Origin of the sequence: Mycobacterium paraffinicum (assembly GCF_001907675.1) — a bacterium.
Lineage (GTDB): Bacteria > Actinomycetota > Actinomycetes > Mycobacteriales > Mycobacteriaceae > Mycobacterium > Mycobacterium paraffinicum_A.
Genome location: NZ_MPNT01000003.1, coordinates 34,444 through 49,571 on the forward strand (window position 1 = coordinate 34,444; position 15,128 = coordinate 49,571).

14 protein-coding genes are annotated in these 15,128 nt (G+C 69.3%); 2 read left to right on the forward strand and 12 right to left on the reverse strand.

The annotated features are described in order from the left end of the window. Positions 1-91 precede the first annotated feature (91 nt). On the forward strand, positions 92-748 hold the full coding sequence (locus tag BRW65_RS04705) for an amino acid-binding protein (protein ID WP_139272880.1): 657 nt from the start codon (positions 92-94) through the stop codon (positions 746-748). On the opposite strand, the gene BRW65_RS04710 is transcribed toward BRW65_RS04705, so the two are convergent. From BRW65_RS04710 to BRW65_RS04745, 8 genes are all read right to left on the reverse strand, one after another. Continuing rightward, the gene (locus tag BRW65_RS04710; RefSeq protein ID WP_073871858.1) at positions 745-3,681 is read right to left on the reverse strand and encodes an RND family transporter; all 2,937 of its coding nucleotides are present in this window, start codon (positions 3,679-3,681) and stop codon (positions 745-747) included. The genes BRW65_RS04705 and BRW65_RS04710 overlap by 4 nt on opposite strands. After that, entirely contained in the window at positions 3,678-4,124 is a 447-nt protein-coding gene (locus BRW65_RS04715) for an MmpS family transport accessory protein (RefSeq protein ID WP_208611754.1), read from the reverse strand. Before BRW65_RS04715 ends, BRW65_RS04710 begins: the two co-directional genes overlap by 4 nt. Positions 4,125-4,280: 156 nt before the next feature. Next, positions 4,281-4,889 (reverse strand): TetR/AcrR family transcriptional regulator, encoded by a 609-nt coding sequence (locus BRW65_RS04720; protein WP_139272881.1) that lies wholly within the window; start codon positions 4,887-4,889, stop codon positions 4,281-4,283. A gap of 41 nt (positions 4,890-4,930) precedes the next feature. Then, entirely contained in the window at positions 4,931-6,043 is a 1,113-nt protein-coding gene (locus BRW65_RS04725; protein ID WP_073871864.1) for a cystathionine gamma-lyase, read from the reverse strand. A 4-nt stretch (positions 6,044-6,047) separates the two neighbouring features. Then, positions 6,048-8,129 carry an NAD-dependent DNA ligase LigA gene (gene ligA, locus BRW65_RS04730; protein WP_073871866.1) on the reverse strand — a complete coding sequence of 694 codons (2,082 nt, stop codon included), beginning with the start codon at positions 8,127-8,129 and terminating at the stop codon, positions 6,048-6,050. 35 nt (positions 8,130-8,164) lie between these two features. Continuing rightward, the gene (locus tag BRW65_RS04735; RefSeq protein ID WP_073871868.1) at positions 8,165-8,488 is read right to left on the reverse strand and encodes an ArsR/SmtB family transcription factor; all 324 of its coding nucleotides are present in this window, start codon (positions 8,486-8,488) and stop codon (positions 8,165-8,167) included. Next, positions 8,485-8,967: an SRPBCC family protein gene (locus tag BRW65_RS04740; RefSeq protein WP_073871870.1), complete on the reverse strand. Its 483-nt coding sequence runs from the start codon at positions 8,965-8,967 to the stop codon at positions 8,485-8,487. The genes BRW65_RS04735 and BRW65_RS04740 overlap by 4 nt, the downstream gene beginning before the upstream one ends. A 67-nt stretch (positions 8,968-9,034) precedes the next feature. Then, entirely contained in the window at positions 9,035-10,048 is a 1,014-nt protein-coding gene (locus tag BRW65_RS04745) for a methionine synthase (RefSeq protein ID WP_073871873.1), read from the reverse strand. Positions 10,049-10,153: 105 nt separating this feature from the next. Between BRW65_RS04745 and BRW65_RS04750 the strand changes: the two genes are divergently transcribed. Further along, entirely contained in the window at positions 10,154-10,789 is a 636-nt protein-coding gene (locus BRW65_RS04750) for a sensor domain-containing protein (protein ID WP_073871874.1), read from the forward strand. On the opposite strand, the gene mnmA is transcribed toward BRW65_RS04750, so the two are convergent. From mnmA to BRW65_RS04775, 4 genes are all read right to left on the reverse strand, one after another. Further along, positions 10,786-11,862: a tRNA 2-thiouridine(34) synthase MnmA gene (gene mnmA, locus BRW65_RS04755; protein WP_073871876.1), complete on the reverse strand. Its 1,077-nt coding sequence runs from the start codon at positions 11,860-11,862 to the stop codon at positions 10,786-10,788. The genes BRW65_RS04750 and mnmA overlap by 4 nt on opposite strands. Continuing rightward, positions 11,863-13,041: a cysteine desulfurase family protein gene (locus BRW65_RS04760; RefSeq protein ID WP_073871878.1), complete on the reverse strand. Its 1,179-nt coding sequence runs from the start codon at positions 13,039-13,041 to the stop codon at positions 11,863-11,865. Between the two features lie 209 nt (positions 13,042-13,250). Next, complete coding sequence (locus tag BRW65_RS04770; RefSeq protein WP_073871882.1) at positions 13,251-14,153, reverse strand: lysophospholipid acyltransferase family protein; 903 nt, start codon at positions 14,151-14,153, stop codon at positions 13,251-13,253. After that, the gene (locus BRW65_RS04775; RefSeq protein ID WP_073871884.1) at positions 14,150-14,995 is read right to left on the reverse strand and encodes a GNAT family N-acetyltransferase; all 846 of its coding nucleotides are present in this window, start codon (positions 14,993-14,995) and stop codon (positions 14,150-14,152) included. Before BRW65_RS04775 ends, BRW65_RS04770 begins: the two co-directional genes overlap by 4 nt. Between the last annotated feature and the right edge of the window lie 133 nt (positions 14,996-15,128).

Sequence of the window (15,128 nt, forward strand, 5' to 3'; positions counted from 1 at the left end):
GAAAGCCTAGTCGCGCCCCCGGGGCCGGGTTGAGGGCCGCCGGTTATCCGCAGAAATGCAGTGCACGCATCGCTGTGTAACAGTGTTGGCCGTGCCGTCGTATCTGTTGCGCATCGAGCTGCTGGACCGCCCGGGCAGTCTGGGCTCGTTGGCGGTCGCGCTCGGTTCGGTGGGCGCCGACATCTTGTCGCTCGACGTGGTCGAGCGCAGCTCGGGCTATGCGATCGACGATCTGGTGATCGAACTGCCGCCCGGGGCGATGCCGGACACGCTGATCACCGCGGCGGAATCACTCCACGGTGTCCGGGTGGACAGCGTGCGCCCGCACACCGGGCTGCTGGAAGCCCATCGCGAGCTGGAGCTGCTCGACCACGTCGCCGCGGCCGGCGACAACGCGTCCCGGCTGCAGGTCCTGGCCAACGAGGCGCCCCGGGTGCTGCGGGTCAGCTGGTGCACCGTGCTGCGCAGTCCGGGCGACGAGCTGGAGCGGCTGGCGTCCAGCCCGGGTGCGCCGGAGACGCGGGCCGATTCGGCCCCGTGGCTGCCCATCGACCGGGCCGTGACGCTGGACAGCGCGGGCGACTGGGTCCCGCAGGCCTGGCGCGACATGGACACCACGATGGTCGCAGCCCCGCTGGGCGATCCGCACACCGCGGTGGTGCTGGGCCGCCCGGGCCCGGAATTCCGGCCGTCGGAGGTGGCTCGCCTGGGCTACCTGGCCGGGATCGTGGCCACCATGCTGCGCTAGCGCCTCGCCGGCGCCGGGCCGGACGACACCGCCTGCGAGTTCGATCCCGACAGCACCGCATGGTCGTCGTCTTCCCACAGCAACAGCTGCCGAACCGCCGGCCGCGGACCGTAGGGCCGCAGCATGGTGCTGGCCGGACGCGGGCGCACCCGCTGCGGCCACCAGAACCAGCGGCCCAGAATCCTTGCGACAGAAGGCGTCATGAACGACCGCACGATCAACGTGTCGAACAGCAAACCGAGCCCGATCGTCGTCCCGATCTGACCGAGAACCTGGAAACCGCTGAAGACGAACGCGCACATGGTCACGGCGAAGACGATGCCGGCCGAGGTGACCACCGATCCGGAACCCGCCATCGCGCGAATGATGCCGGTGTTCAAGCCGGCATGAATCTCTTCCTTGAACCGGGAGATCAACAGCAGGTTGTAGTCGGATCCCACTGCGAGAAGCAGGATCACGGCCAGCGCGAGCACCACCCAGTACAGCTGAATGCCCAGGATGTACTGCCAGACCAGGACCGAGAGCCCGAACGAGGCGCCCAGCGACAGGGCGACGGTGCCCACGATGACCAGCGCGGCGATCAGGCTGCGCGTGATGATCATCATGATCAGCAGGATCAGGCTCAGCGCGGCGAACGCGACGATCATCAGGTCGTACTTGGCGCCGTCCTGGATGTCCTTGTAGGTCGCGGCGGTCCCACCGAGATAGATTCCCGCGTCCGCCATCGGCGTGCCCTTCAGGGCCTCGTGGGCAGCTTTGGCCATCGGGTCGATGTGCGAAATGCCTTGGGGGGTCGCGGGATCGCCCTCGTGCGTGACGATCATCCGGGCGGCCTTGCCGTCGGGCGAGAGGAACAGTTTGAGCCCGCGCTTGAAATCGGGGTTGTTGAACACCTCTGGCGGCAGGTAAAAGGTGTCGTCGTTCTTGGCCGCGTCGAAGGCGCGCCCCAGCGCCGTCGCGTTGTCGATCGCGGCCGCGGTCTGCGCGTAGATGCCGGACAAGGTGGCGTAATTGGCCAAAGTCAGATCGCGATTGGTCTGTTGACTCTGGATCTGCGGCGGTATCAGCGCCACCAGTTTCGGCTGCAGCGCGTCGAGCTTATCGAGTGATGCCGTCAGGGTCTCGAACTTCTCGGTGAGCTGATCGATTCCGTCGAGCGCGTCGAAGAGCGATCTGAACGCGAAGCAGATCGGAATGTCGTAGCAGTGCCTCTCCCAGTAGAAGTAGCTGCGAACCGGGCGGAAGAAATCGTCGAAATACGCGATCTTGTCGCGCAGGTCCTGGATCGTGCCGAGCGTGTCGTGGAAACTCTGGGTTTCGTCGTGGGTGGTGCCGGCGAGCTGCTGCTGCAATACGTATTGCTGCTTGAGGATGTTGATGGTCTTGTCCAGCTCGTTGGCCTGTTTGAGCGCATCGTTGGCCCGATCCTGTTGGTAGGTCAGGTTTTCCTGCTGCGCCGCACTGGAATTGCTGACCACGAACGCCAGCGAGCTGTGGACCAGTGGGGTGCCCAGGGGCCGGGTGATGGTCTGCACCTGCGCGACGCCGGGAACGTGAAATACCGCCTTGGCCACCTTGTCCAGGATGAGCATGCTTTCCGGGTTGCGCATGTCGTGATCGGTTTCGACCATGAGCAATTCGGGCTCGAGCCGGGCCCGCGAGAAATGCTTCTCGGCGGCGGTGTAGCCGACATTGGCCGGTGCACTGGCCGGCATGTAGGGGCGGGTGTCGTAACTGGTCTTGTAGCCAGGCAACGCGATCAGGCCCACCAGGGCCAGCGCGCAGGCCGCGGCGAGAACGGCTCCGGGCCAGCGGACGATGGCGGTTCCGATGCGCCGCCAGCCGCGGGTTCTGACCGCCCGCTTGGGCTCGAAGATGCCCACCCTGGCGCCCAGGGTGAGGATCGCAGGCCCCAAGGTGAGGGCCGCGAACAGCGCGACGAGGATGCCCAGCGCGGCCGGAATGCCAAGACTCTGGAAGTAGGGCAGCCGGGTGAAGCTCAGACAGGCCACCGCGCCCGCCACCGTCAGCCCCGAACCCAGCACGATATGCGTCGTGCCGTGATACATGGTGTAGAAAGCCTTTTCGCGGTCTTCCCCGGTACCGCGCGCTTCCTGATAGCGGCCCACGAAAAATATCGCGTAGTCGGTCCCCGCCGCGATCACCAGAAGTGTCAACAGATTCGTCGCGTACGTCGACAAGCCGATGACCCCGGCGTTGCCGAGGAACGCGACAAGGCCCCGGGCGGCCGACATTTCGATCAGAACCGTGACGAGTACCAGCAGTGTGGTGAGCACCGAGCGGTACACGAAGAACAGCATCAGGGCGATCACGCCGATCGTGATCGTGGTGACCTTCGCGGTTCCCTTGCTGCCGACGTCGAACTGGTCGGAGATCAGTGGCGCCGCGCCGGTCACATAGACCTTGACGCCGGGCGGCGGCTTGACGCGATCGACGATGTCGCGCAGCGCCCCGACGCCCTCGTTGGCCAGCGCCGAACCCTGATTACCGGCGAGGTTCACCTGAACGTACGCGGCTTTGCCGTCGCTGCTTTGCGATCCCGCCGCGGTCAGGGTGTCGCCCCAGTAGTCCTGGACGTGCTCGACGTGCTTCTTGTCCTGCTCGAGCCTGTGGATCATCTCGTCGTAGAAACGGTGCGCGTCCGCGCCGAGCGGCTTGTCACCCTCCAGCACGATCATGGCCGAGCTGTCGGTGTCGAACTCGCCGAACTTCTCACCGATACGCTTGATGGCCTTGAGCGAAGGGGCGTCGGGCGAATTCAGTGCCACATTGTGGGTCTTGCCAACCTCTTCCAGCTGCGGCACCGCGATGTTGGTGATCGCGGCCAGCGCCACCCAGAACAACAGGATGGGCAACGCGAGTCGGCGGATGGTGCGCGGGACGCGCGCCTGCGGCTGCTCGTGGCCGCTCATCCGGATTTGTCCAGGCAGAAGGTGTAGGCGTCGACTTTGTCAACGGTGCGTTGGTCTTTCACTTCCCCGTTGACGGTGATGCGACAGCCGAGGCTGTCGCCGTTGCCCTGCGCGACCACATTGCCCAGGACCGCGGGCTCGGTCGTGGTGATCGTGAACGACCACGGCAGCGGGGCGTCCTTCACTTGCTGCGGTTGGGCGTTGACATCAAGGTAGTTGATGGTCGCGGTTGCGCCCGGTGTGCCGAAGACCTCGAGCACCACCCGTTTGGGGTTGAACGGGACGATTTCGTTGGCCAGGCCGCTGTTGGCCGAGGCGCCGCTTTCCGAACCGAAGATTCCGTGCAGGCGGTAGATGGCGAATCCCGCAAGCGCGACCACCAGCACCGCGACCAGCACCATCCACCCCCGTCTGACGAGGGATATCAACGAAATCCCTTTCACCCCTTCACCTTTCGATCGTCAGGCGACACGACCGCCCTCGAGAGCGAGTGCGGCTGTCGGCGTCGGGCGTGATCGACAGGTATGACAGTACGGTACTGGACCGTACTGTACAAGAGACGCGCGCGTACACATTCCGTCTCGGCGGGTGAAGTTGCGTTACCTGGTGGTTCTGGTCAAGCCGGGGATGAGAAACCCGTCCACGAGGGCTTGGACGGTGCGACGGGTGGGCGGTCGGCCAGGAATGATGGACCGGAAGATGAGATATCCGGGCAATAGATCCCAGAGCTCGTCGGTGATGACGTCCTCGCTGATCTCACCGCGGTCGACGGCCTGGTGCAGCACATGCTGGATTAACGCCTTGCGCTGCTTGAGGAATTGCTCCTGGAGTGCGTCGTTGAGCGCCGGGTGCCGCGAGACCTCGACCATCACCGCGCGGATGGTGCTCGCGTGTTCGATGCCGTGCTGCCCACACGTCTCCCCCAGGCTCAGGAGGTCGCCACGCAGGGTACCGGTGTTGGGCGCGACGGCGACCTCGCGGACGCCCTCGGTGAAGGCGGCCAACACCAATTCGGCCTTGGAAGGCCAGCGCCGATACACCGTGGCCTTGCTCGCGTGGGCGGCGGCGGCGACCGCGTCGACCGTCAGCTGGTCGTAGCCGTGCTCCTGCAGCAGCCGCAGCGTGACCGCCAATATCTCGCCCTCCCGGGGCGACCATGGTGATTCCTGCGTGAACTGGTCCGCCGTCTGGGTCATAGCGCCCACGATAGAGCCGCTTGCGCCGCGCGTACCAATTTCGGGCGAGGCCGTTATCTCGGCGTGGCCAGCGCGCGTTCGATGTCGGCGACCAGATCGTCGGTGTCTTCGATGCCCAACGAGATGCGCGCGAACCCGTCACCGACCGCATCACCCCAGCGGGCCCGGCGATCCACCGACGTGTGCAGGCCGCCGAAACTGGTGGCCGCGACGAGCAACTCGCTGCGCTCGACGAGGGCGTGCACCGCGGCGGCGTCGGCCAATTCGACCGAGACCAAAGAACCGAACCGGCGCATCTGCGCCATGGCCACGCGATGGGACGGGTCCTGCGCCAACCCCGGGTAACGCACGGCCCGGGCCGCCGGGTGGCGGGCCAACATCGTCGCCACGGCCCGGGCGTTCTGGCATTGCCGCTCGAAACGCAATCCGGCGCTGGCCAGGCTGCGCATCAGCAGCCATGCCTCGAACCCGCCCAGGATCGCGCCGGCGATCAGTCGCCGGCGCTCCACGGCGGCGAGCAACTCGGGGTCGTCGGTGGCGACGTAACCGGCCAGCAGGTCACTGTGACCGGACAGGGCCTTGGTGGCACTGGCCACCACCGCGTCGGCGCCCAGTGACAGCGGCTGCTGGCCCAGGGGCGTGGCGGCGGTGTTGTCCACGATCAACCGCGCGCCGCGGCCGCGGCAGATGGTGGCCAACCGGTGCAGATCGACGACATCCAGCGCCGGGTTCGTGGGCGTTTCGGTCAGCACCACGTCGGCGCCCGCGGCGGCGTCGTAGATCCGCGAGCTTGACGCCTCGATGACGGTGACCCCAGCGGGCGTCAGGTCTTCCCGGGCCCAGCGACGGACTTGGTAGTAGCCGTCGGCGGGCACCACCACGACCGATCCCGGCGTGGCGAGCGCCCGGAGCACGGCGCCGATGGCGGCCATGCCCGATCCGAACACCAGCGCACCGGTCGCGCCCTCCAGCTCGGCGAGCGCCGATTCCAGTTGCCGCCACGTGGGATTGGAGCTGCGGCCATAGGTGTCCGCCGCACCGGTCTCGTCGCTGGACAGGTGGTAGGCGGCGGCGAGCACCGCCTGCGGCGCCACCGGCTGACCCGAAATCGCAGCCGGGCTCGCGGCTTTGAGGCTGCGGGTGGAATCGCCGTAGCGACCGCTCATCGGCCTAGCCCGCCGGAGCTTCCGGCGGACCCTCGGCCAACAGTTTGCGGAACCCGTCCTCGTCGAGCACCGGCACGCCGAGTTCCACCGCCTTGTCGTACTTGGAACCCGGCGCGTCGCCGGCGACGACGTAGTCGGTCTTCTTCGACACCGAACCCGCGGCCTTTCCGCCGCGGGCGATGATCGCCTCCTTGGCGTCGTCGCGCGAAAAACCGGTCAGCGAACCGGTGACGACGATCGTGAGCCCGTCCAGCGTGCGGGCCACGCTCTCGTCGCGCTCGTCGGCCATCCGCACCCCCGCGGCCCGCCACTTGTCGACGATCGCGCGATGCCAGTCGACGGCGAACCATTCGGTGAGCGCGGCGGCGATCGTCGGCCCGACCCCCTCGACCGCGGCCAACTGCTCGGTCGACGCCGACATGATCGCGTCCAGGCTGCCGAACTCGGTGGCCAGTGCGCGCGCCGCCGTCGGGCCGACGTGCCGGATCGACAGCGCCACCAATACCCGCCACAGCGCCACCGTCTTGGCCCTGTCCAGGTTGTCGAGCAGGCGCCTGCCGTTGGCGGACAACGTCCCGGCCTTGGTGCGAAAGAGCTCGGTGTGCAACAGGTCGTCCTCGGTGAGGGTGAACAGGTCGCCCTCATCGGCGATCACCCCGGCCTTGAGCAGCGCGATGGCCGCCTCGTAGCCCAGCCCCTCGATGTCGAGCGCTCCCCGACCGGCGACGTGGAAGACGCGCTCACGCAGCTGCGCGGGGCAGGACCGCGCGTTGGGGCACCGGATGTCGGCATCGCCTTCCTTGGCGGGGGCCAGCGTGGTGCCGCATTCGGGACATGTTGTCGGCATGACGAATTCGCGTTCGGAGCCGTCCCGGAGGTCCACGACGGGACCGAGCACCTCCGGGATGACGTCGCCGGCCTTGCGGATCATCACCGTGTCCCCGATCAGCACCCCCTTGCGCTTGACCTCTGCGGCGTTGTGCAACGTGGCCAAGCCGACGGTCGACCCGGCGACCTTCACCGGCGTCATGAAGGCGAACGGCGTGACCCGGCCGGTGCGCCCGACGTTCACGCGGATGTCGAGCAGCTTGGTCTGCGCTTCCTGGGGTGGGTACTTGTAGGCGACCGCCCACCGCGGCGCCCTCGACGTCGTCCCCAGCCGGCGTTGCAACGCGAAGTCGTCGACTTTGACTACCACGCCGTCGATTTCGTGGTCGATGTCGTAGCGGTGCTCACCCCAATACCCGATCCGGTCCTCCACGGCGGCCAGGCCGCGAACGCGTGCGGTTTCTTCGGCCACCGGCAGTCCCCAGGCTTTCAGCACCGTGTAGGCCTCGTGCAGGGTCTTGGGTGCGAACCCGTCGGTGCGGCCGATGCCGTGGCAGATCATTCGCAGCTTGCGCCGGGCAGTGACTGCGGGGTTCTTCTGGCGCAGCGAACCGGCCGCGCTGTTTCGCGGATTGGCGAACGGCGCCTTGCCGTCCTCGACCAGGCTGGCGTTGAGCGCCTCGAAATCGGCGAGCATGAAGAAGACCTCGCCGCGCACCTCGAGCACGGCCGGAATCGGCACATCGGCATTGGCGGTGAGCCGCTCGGGAACGTCGTCGATGGTGCGGGCGTTGAGCGTCACGTCCTCGCCCACCCGGCCGTCACCGCGGGTGGCAGCCCGTTCCAGCCGGCCGTCGCGGTACACCAGCGACAACGCCACCCCGTCGATCTTGAGTTCACACAGGTAATAGGGCTCGCGGCCGATCTCGTTCTCGACGCGATTGCTCCAGGCGACCAGCTCGTCGCGGTCGAACACGTCATCGAGGCTCAGCATCCGCTCGAGATGTTCGGCCTCGGTGAAATCGGTGGCGAACCCGGCCCCGCCGACCAGCTGCGTCGGGGAATCCGGGACCCGCAGCTCCGGGTGTCGGTCCTCAAGCGCGACAAGGTCGTTGAACATCTTGTCGAACTCGGCGTCGGAGACGATCGGGGCGTCCTTGATGTAGTAGCGGAACTGGTGTTGGCGGACTTCGTCGGCCAGTTCCTGCCACTGCCGCCGGACCTCGGGCGGCACCGGATCAGCGTCTGCTGAGCTCACCCTCGCAGGCTATCGGAGGACGCCGACACCACGACTCAGTCCTCCACGTATGCCCGCAGCCGGTCCACCGCCGCATCCCACCGGCGCGACAAGGCGGTGAGGTAATCACTGGCCTCGGCCAAGGGGGCTGTCCGCACCGTCCAGACTCGCTCACGACCCCGCCTGCTGCTGGTCACGAGTCCCGCCGACTCGAGCAGCTGCAGGTGCTTGCTGGCGGCCTGCCGGGTCACCGGAATCACGGAGGTGAGCTGCGATGTCGAGCTCGGGCCCAGATCGCATAGCCGCACGATGATACGCAGCCGGTTCGGGTCACCGAGTGCGTCGAAGAGCGGCGCGGCCACGGTGACGCGCCCGCTCATTCGTGCGCTTCTTCCAGATACCGGCGCACCAGGTCCGTCTGGATCGCCCAGCCCTCGGCGTTGGCCTCGAACGAGGAGGGGCGGCGCGCCTCTGGAATGTCCTCGAATCCGGACTCGGTGATGGTGAGCAGGACGCCGTCCGGCTCCTCCGACAAGGTGAACTCGACCAGGGTCGTCGGCTCTCGGTCGTAGTCGGCGTCCGGGTCGACGGCAAAGGGATGCCAGCGATAGGCGAACCGCCGTGGCGGCTCAACCGCGACGATGTGCCAGGTGCTCGTCACCCCGGCGTGCGGCTCCTGGCGCTTGGCGACCTCGTCGTCGACCGTGGTCGGACTGATCACCGCGGCGACCGAAGCCCCGGGGACGAACGGCCCGTCGAAGCGGACGCCGAACCAGCGGCCGAACTCTTCGGCGTCGCTGATGGCCCGCCACACCCGCTCCAGCGGCGCGTGCAACAAGACGCGCTTCTCAATGCTCATGCGCAACCTCCTGGTTGCCTATGAGCCAATCACGCCTACCGAAAAAGAGCAACCTTTTGGTTGCCTATCAAATGGCGTCGGGGTCCTCCGCGAAAGCCTCGGCCGCCCCGCGCGCGAGCTCGATCGCCAGGCGCGCCCACTCGGGGGTCGCGCCGGCCAAACCACACGCCGGGGTGACGCCGATCCGATCGCGCAGCGCCGAGCGTCCGAAGCCCAGCCGATCGGTCACCGCGACCAGTGCGGCGGCCACCTCTTCGGTCGACGGCCGCCGCGGCGGGGCGGTGGCGGCGACCACCCCGAACATGACCGCGCGACCCGATTCGACGAACGCGGCGATACCGTCGAGATCGCTGGCGCCCAGCGTGCTCGCGTCCACCGAGACCGCGCTGAAAGCGCTGTCCTGCAACACCTTCCATGGAAAGCCCGGGGCGCAACCGTGCAGCAGCACCTCGTCGCCCACCGCGGCGGCGCAGGTGTCGAGCAGGGCGACGGCCACCGCCTCGTCCAGCGGCGCCACCGGGCTCAGGGCCGTCACCCCGGTCAGCTGTCCGCCCAACGCCTTCGGCAGCGACGGCTCGTCGAACTGCACCACCACCGGCGTCTCGAGCCGGCGGGCCAGCGCCGCGCGGTGGGCGGCGACGCCTTCGCCCAGCGACGCCGCCAGATCCCGCACGGCGCCGGAATCGGTGATCGCCCGGTGGCCGTTGGCCAGCTCGAGTTCGGCGGCCAGCGTGATCGGCCCGGCGGCCTGCACCTTGACCACGCGATCTCCACCGCGCAGGCCGGCCACCTCCCAGGCCTCTTCCAACGCGTCCATGTCCTCGTCGAGCAGACTGACGGCGCGACGGGTGACCGCGCCGGGCCGAGCGGCAAGGCGATAGCCGCGGGGCACGACGTCGATGGCCACATCGATCAGCAGCGCGCCGGCCCGACCGAGAAGGTCGGCGCCGACCCCCCGGGCGGGCAACTCGACGATGTGGGCCAGCGCGTCGGCCAACTCCCCGACGACGACCTCGGCGGCCTCGCGAGGCTTGATGCCGGGCCACGACCCGATGCCGCTGGCCTTCGCGAAAACGCTCACCGGGCCAACCGTATTCGACGTCACCTCAACCGCCGGTCGCCAGGGGTGCCTGCCTGCGGTTGCACGGGTAGGTTCGACGCAAGAAGGGTGCGAAACGTGTCACGGATGGCGGGATTGGCACGGCCGCTGCTGTTGTGCGGGGCCACGGTGCTGGCTGCGGCGTGCACCCGGATGGTCGACGGCGCGGCGGTGGCCGAATCCGGCGCTCCCCGCAGGGCGGTGCAGGGCGTCAACGTCGACACAATCCTGCTGGACCAGTCGCGAATGCGCGCGATCACCGGCGCCGGCGAGCACCTGACCATCATTCCCTCGATGGACGGCACCAGGCCGGTGGACATCGAAGCGCTCGCGGACACCACGCCGCCCGAATGCCGATTCATCTACGCCGAGACGGCGACGTTCGGCCCCGATATCGAAGAGTTCCACAAGACGACCTTCCAAGACCCGCCCGACGGCGCGCTGATCTCCGAAGGCGCCGCGGCCTACCGCGATGTCGAGACGGCGCATGGCGCGTTCGGCGCGCTGGTGACCACGGTCGGGGATTGCGCGAACGGCTCGGCCGGCCAGCAATACGTCGGCGACTGGAAGTCCGACTCCGCGTCGCTGCACCTGCGACCGGGTGGCTGCGGCCGCGACTATCGGCTGCGGTCGGTCGCGATTGTGGAGGTCACCTTTTGCGGCTTCGCGCAATCGGTGTCCGACATCGTGATGACGAATATCGTCGCGAACATGCCGGCCTAGCTCGCGGTGGCCGCGATGGTGGCGCTGCCGAGCACCTCGTCACCGTCCGGGTCGGGTCGGTAGAGCACCAGCGTCTGGCCGCGCGCGACGCCGCGCAGCGGCGCGCGCAACCGCACGATGAGCTCGTCGCCGATTAACTCCGCCACCGCATCGGCGGTTTCGCCGTGCGCGCGTACCTGGACCGCGCACTCGACGGGGCCCGACGGCGATCGGCCCGTCGTGAAGACCGGTTCCCGCCCCCGCAATTCGCGCACGTCGAGGTCGGCCGCCTGCCCCACCCGAACGGTCGCGGTGTCGGCGTCGATGGCCGTCACGTAGCGCGGGCCCCCGTCGGGCCCAGGCCCGCCGATGCCCAGGCCCTTGCGCTGGCCGATGGTGAACCCGTGCACGCCGTCGTGTTCGGCGAGCACCGCACCGTCGTCGCCGACCACGGTGCCGCGGCGCACCGCGATGCGCTCGCCCAAGAAGGCCCGGGTGTTCCCGGACGGGATGAAGCAGATGTCGTGGCTGTCCGGCTTTTCGGCGACCGCGAGGCCGCGCCGCGCGGCCTCGGCGCGAATCTGCGCCTTGGGGGTGTCCCCGATCGGGAACGTGGCGTGGCGCAGCTGCTCGGCGGTCAGCACGGCCAGCACGTAGGACTGGTCCTTGTCCGGATCGACCGCGCGGCGCAGCCGCCCGCCGGACAGCCTGGCGTAGTGGCCAGTGGCCACCGTGTCGAAGCCCAGCGCAATGGCTTTCGCGGACAGCGCCGAGAACTTGATCCGCTGATTGCATCGCACGCAGGGGTTGGGCGTCTCGCCGCGCGCGTACGACGACACGAAGTCATCGATCACGTCCGCTTGGAACCTCTCGGCGAAATCCCAGACATAGAACGGGATTCCGAGCACGTCGGCAACGCGACTCGCGTCCGAGGCGTCTTCTTTCGAGCAGCAGCCGCGCGAGCCCGTGCGTAGGGTGCCGGGCGTGGTCGACAACGCCAGGTGCACGCCCACCACGTCGTGCCCGGCGTCGACCATGCGGGCGGCGGCGACCGACGAGTCGACGCCACCGCTCATCGCGGCGAGGACCTTCACTTAGGGAGCCCCCGCGGCGGCCAGCGCGGCGCGGCGCGCCCGGTCCACGGCCGCCGGTAACACCCGCAGCACGGCGTCGACGTCGGCGTCAATACTGGTGTGCCCCAGGGACATCCGTAGGGAACCGCGGGCGCTGGTGGGGTCGGCGCCCATCGCGAGCAGCACGTGCGACGGTTGCGCGACGCCGGCGGTGCACGCGGATCCGGTCGAGCATTCGATTCCGTTGGCGTCCAGGAGCATCAGCAGCGCGTCGCCCTCGCAGCCGCGGAACGTGAAGTGCGCGTTGCCCGGCAACCGTAGCGGGTCGTGAGCACCGTTGAGGCTGACGTCCTCGATGCCGGCCAGCACCCCGTCGATCAGGCGATCCCGCAGGGCCCGCAGCCGTACGCTGTTCGCCTCGATCCCGTCCACCGCGATCCGGGCCGCGGCCGCCATGCCGACGGCGCCGGCGACGTCGGCGGTGCCGGAGCGAATGTCGCGTTCCTGCCCGCCACCGTGCGCCAGAGGCACACACGTCACGTCGCGGCGAACCAGCAAAGCGCCCACGCCGGGCGGCCCGCCGAACTTGTGCGCGGCCACGCTCATCGCCGCGAGGCCGCTGGCGGCGAAGTCCACCGGCAACTGCCCCACCGCCTGGACGGCGTCGCTGTGCATCGGAACGCCGAATTCGGCCGCGACGGCGGCGAGTTCGGCGGCGGGCAGCACGGTGCCGACCTCGTTGTTGGCCCACATCACCGACACCAGCGCGACATCGTCGTGGCTGCGCAGCGCCTCGCGCAGCGCGGCCGCCGACACGGAGCCGTCGGGGGCGGTCGGCAGCCAGGTCACCTCGGCGCCTTCGTGCTCGGCGAGCCAGTTGACCGAATCCAGGACGGCGTGGTGCTCCACCTCGCTGGTGATGATGCGCCGATAGCGCGGTTCCGCGTCGCGGCGGGCCCAGTAGATGCCTTTGACGGCCAGGTTGTCGCTCTCGGTCCCGCCGCTGGTGAAGATCACCTCGGACGGGCGGGCGCCCAGCCTGTCGGCGATCAGCTCCCGGGACTCCTCGACGCGCCGCCGCGCCGCCCGGCCGCTGGTGTGCAGCGAGGAGGCGTTGCCGACGGTGCCCAGCACCCCCGTCATCGCCTCGACGGCGGCGGGGTGCATCGGCGTGGTAGCGGCGTGATCCAGGTAGACCATGACGCGACCCACGATACCGGCAGGTCCGAGGACGATCTGAGCCAGTGGCGATCGCAAGCGCGGCGCAGCCGGGCGCGGCGGGTCGCCACCATCTGGCCAGTGGCGATCGAAAGCGCGGCGCAGCCGGGCGCGGCGGGTCGCCACCATCTGGCCAGTGGCGATCGCAAGCGCGGCGCAGCCGGGCGCGGCGGGTCGCCACCACTCGGCTACTAGGCCACCAGCACGGACCCGCGACCAGCGGGCCGGGCCGTGCCCACGCCCACCACGGCCTGGCAGCGGCTCGCCAAGGCCCGCCGATCGGTCCCCGGGAGCTGCAGGGATTCGACGTGCACCCGGGCCAGGGTGCGACGCACGGTCAGCAGCCTGCGGATGGACCCCACCAGCGTCTCGTCGCCGACGAAGGCCGGCACGGTCGAGACGCTGCCGTCGACGTGGTGGTACGTCAGCCGCAGCGGCTGCACCGGACGGCCGGCGTCGATCGCGGCCTGGAACATCGCCGGGTAGAACGCCCCGCGGCCAAGGTGCGGCTGGCCGCCCCGAGGCCCGGCCGCCGCACGGCCGGCAGCGTCGCCGGGCGCACCGCACCAGGTGGTGCCCTCCGGGAAGCACACGACCGTCTGGCCGGCGCCCAGCCGGCGGGCGACGGTATCCACCACCGCGGGCAGGCGCCGCAGGCTGGACCGCTCGATAGGGATGATCTTCAGGATGCGGGCCACGATCCCGGTGGCGGGCCCGGTGAACATGTCGGCCCGGGCGACGAACGACCCGGGCAGCACCGACCCGATGGCAAAGACGTCCAGCCACGACGTGTGCGGGCTGACCACCAGGACCCCGCTCAGGTTGCGGATCGGGCTGCCCGTAACCGTGATCCGAATTCCGAAGCAGCGCAACACCATCCGGCAGTAGATGCGCTGCACGCGGGTACGGCCGGGCAGCGGTACCGCCAGCAGCGCCACCCCGGGCGCCAGCAGCAGCGCGAGCATCACGCGAAGCGTCACCCGCAGCGCCACCAACAGCCCCGGCGACGCGGCCACGTCGCCGGGGCGCACACAACCGGCGTCGCACGACGCGCGCGGTAGCCAGGAGTGCCCGGTGCGGGCGGGCGTGCTCATCGGTCGCCGCCGGCCAGCTGCGAGGCGGCCGACACGGAGCGCAGCCGCTTCAGATATCGCGTATCGGCGCGCTGCTTTTCGAGCAGGACGCAGAAATCGCCCACCCCGAAGTCGGGGTCGTGCGCCGGCTCGCCGCACACCTGGGCGCCGAGCCGCAGGTACCCGCGCATCAGCGCCGGGATCGACGGCCGCGTTGGAGCCGGAATCCGGTCAAGCGCCTGCCCGTCGACCACCACCGGCCGGTGCGGACGCACCCGGTACTGCGGCGGGGCCGCGTGGCGGCTGAGGACGAAGTCACGCACCCCGCGAATGTGGCTACCCGGAGCTTCGGAGTCTCCGCCGATGGGCACCGACACGCAGCCGGTCACGTAGTCGTAGCCGTAGCGGTCCAGGTAGGCCAGGATGCCGGCCCACATCAGCAGCACGACGCCGCCGTTGCGGTGGCCTTCGCGCACCACCGCGCGTCCCATCTCCACCAGCGACGGCCTGAGCGGGTCGAAGCCGCGGATGTCGAACTCCGTCGCGGTGTAGAGGCCCCCGGCCGCGATGGCGCCGGCCGGGGCCAGCATGCGGTAACAACCCACCAGTTCGCCGGTGCCGTCGTCGCGGACCAGCAGGTGGTCGCAGTGCTCGTCGAACCTGTCGACATCCCGTCGTTCGCCGTCGTTGGTCGGCAGCGCGAAGCCGGGCGTGCTGCTGAAGACGTCGTACCGGAGCCGCTGCGCCGCCTCGATCATGCTGGGATCGGTCGACAGCAACAGTGAGTATCGGGCCCCGGCGGACGGCGCCGTCGTCGCGCCGTCGGGCCTGTCGCTGGGGATCAGGACAGAAGCAATGCTCATGTGCACTAACGTTGCGCAACCGGTGAGCGAGTCGGCGTCGTGGCTGTGACGTGTCCGTGCACGTCAGATGACGAAATGTGGATGCGGCCCACCTGGTGCGCTCCGCGCCGCGCCGCCGCGGCGCGCCAGCCGC

Bases quoted from the DNA above. Each gene is read 5' to 3' on its own strand.
- BRW65_RS04710 (WP_073871858.1), bottom strand. From the start codon at position 3,681: ATGAGCGGCCACGAGCAGCCGCAGGCGCGCGTCCCGCGCACCATCCGC.
- BRW65_RS04725 (WP_073871864.1), bottom strand. From the start codon at position 6,043: ATGAGCGGTCGCTACGGCGATTCCACCCGCAGCCTCAAAGCCGCGAGC.
- BRW65_RS04735 (WP_073871868.1), bottom strand. From the start codon at position 8,488: ATGAGCGGGCGCGTCACCGTGGCCGCGCCGCTCTTCGACGCACTCGGT.
- BRW65_RS04740 (WP_073871870.1), bottom strand. From the start codon at position 8,967: ATGAGCATTGAGAAGCGCGTCTTGTTGCACGCGCCGCTGGAGCGGGTG.
- BRW65_RS04750 (WP_073871874.1), top strand. From the start codon at position 10,154: ATGGCGGGATTGGCACGGCCGCTGCTGTTGTGCGGGGCCACGGTGCTG.
- BRW65_RS04760 (WP_073871878.1), bottom strand. From the start codon at position 13,041: ATGGTCTACCTGGATCACGCCGCTACCACGCCGATGCACCCCGCCGCC.
- BRW65_RS04770 (WP_073871882.1), bottom strand. From the start codon at position 14,153: ATGAGCACGCCCGCCCGCACCGGGCACTCCTGGCTACCGCGCGCGTCG.
- BRW65_RS04775 (WP_073871884.1), bottom strand. From the start codon at position 14,995: ATGAGCATTGCTTCTGTCCTGATCCCCAGCGACAGGCCCGACGGCGCG.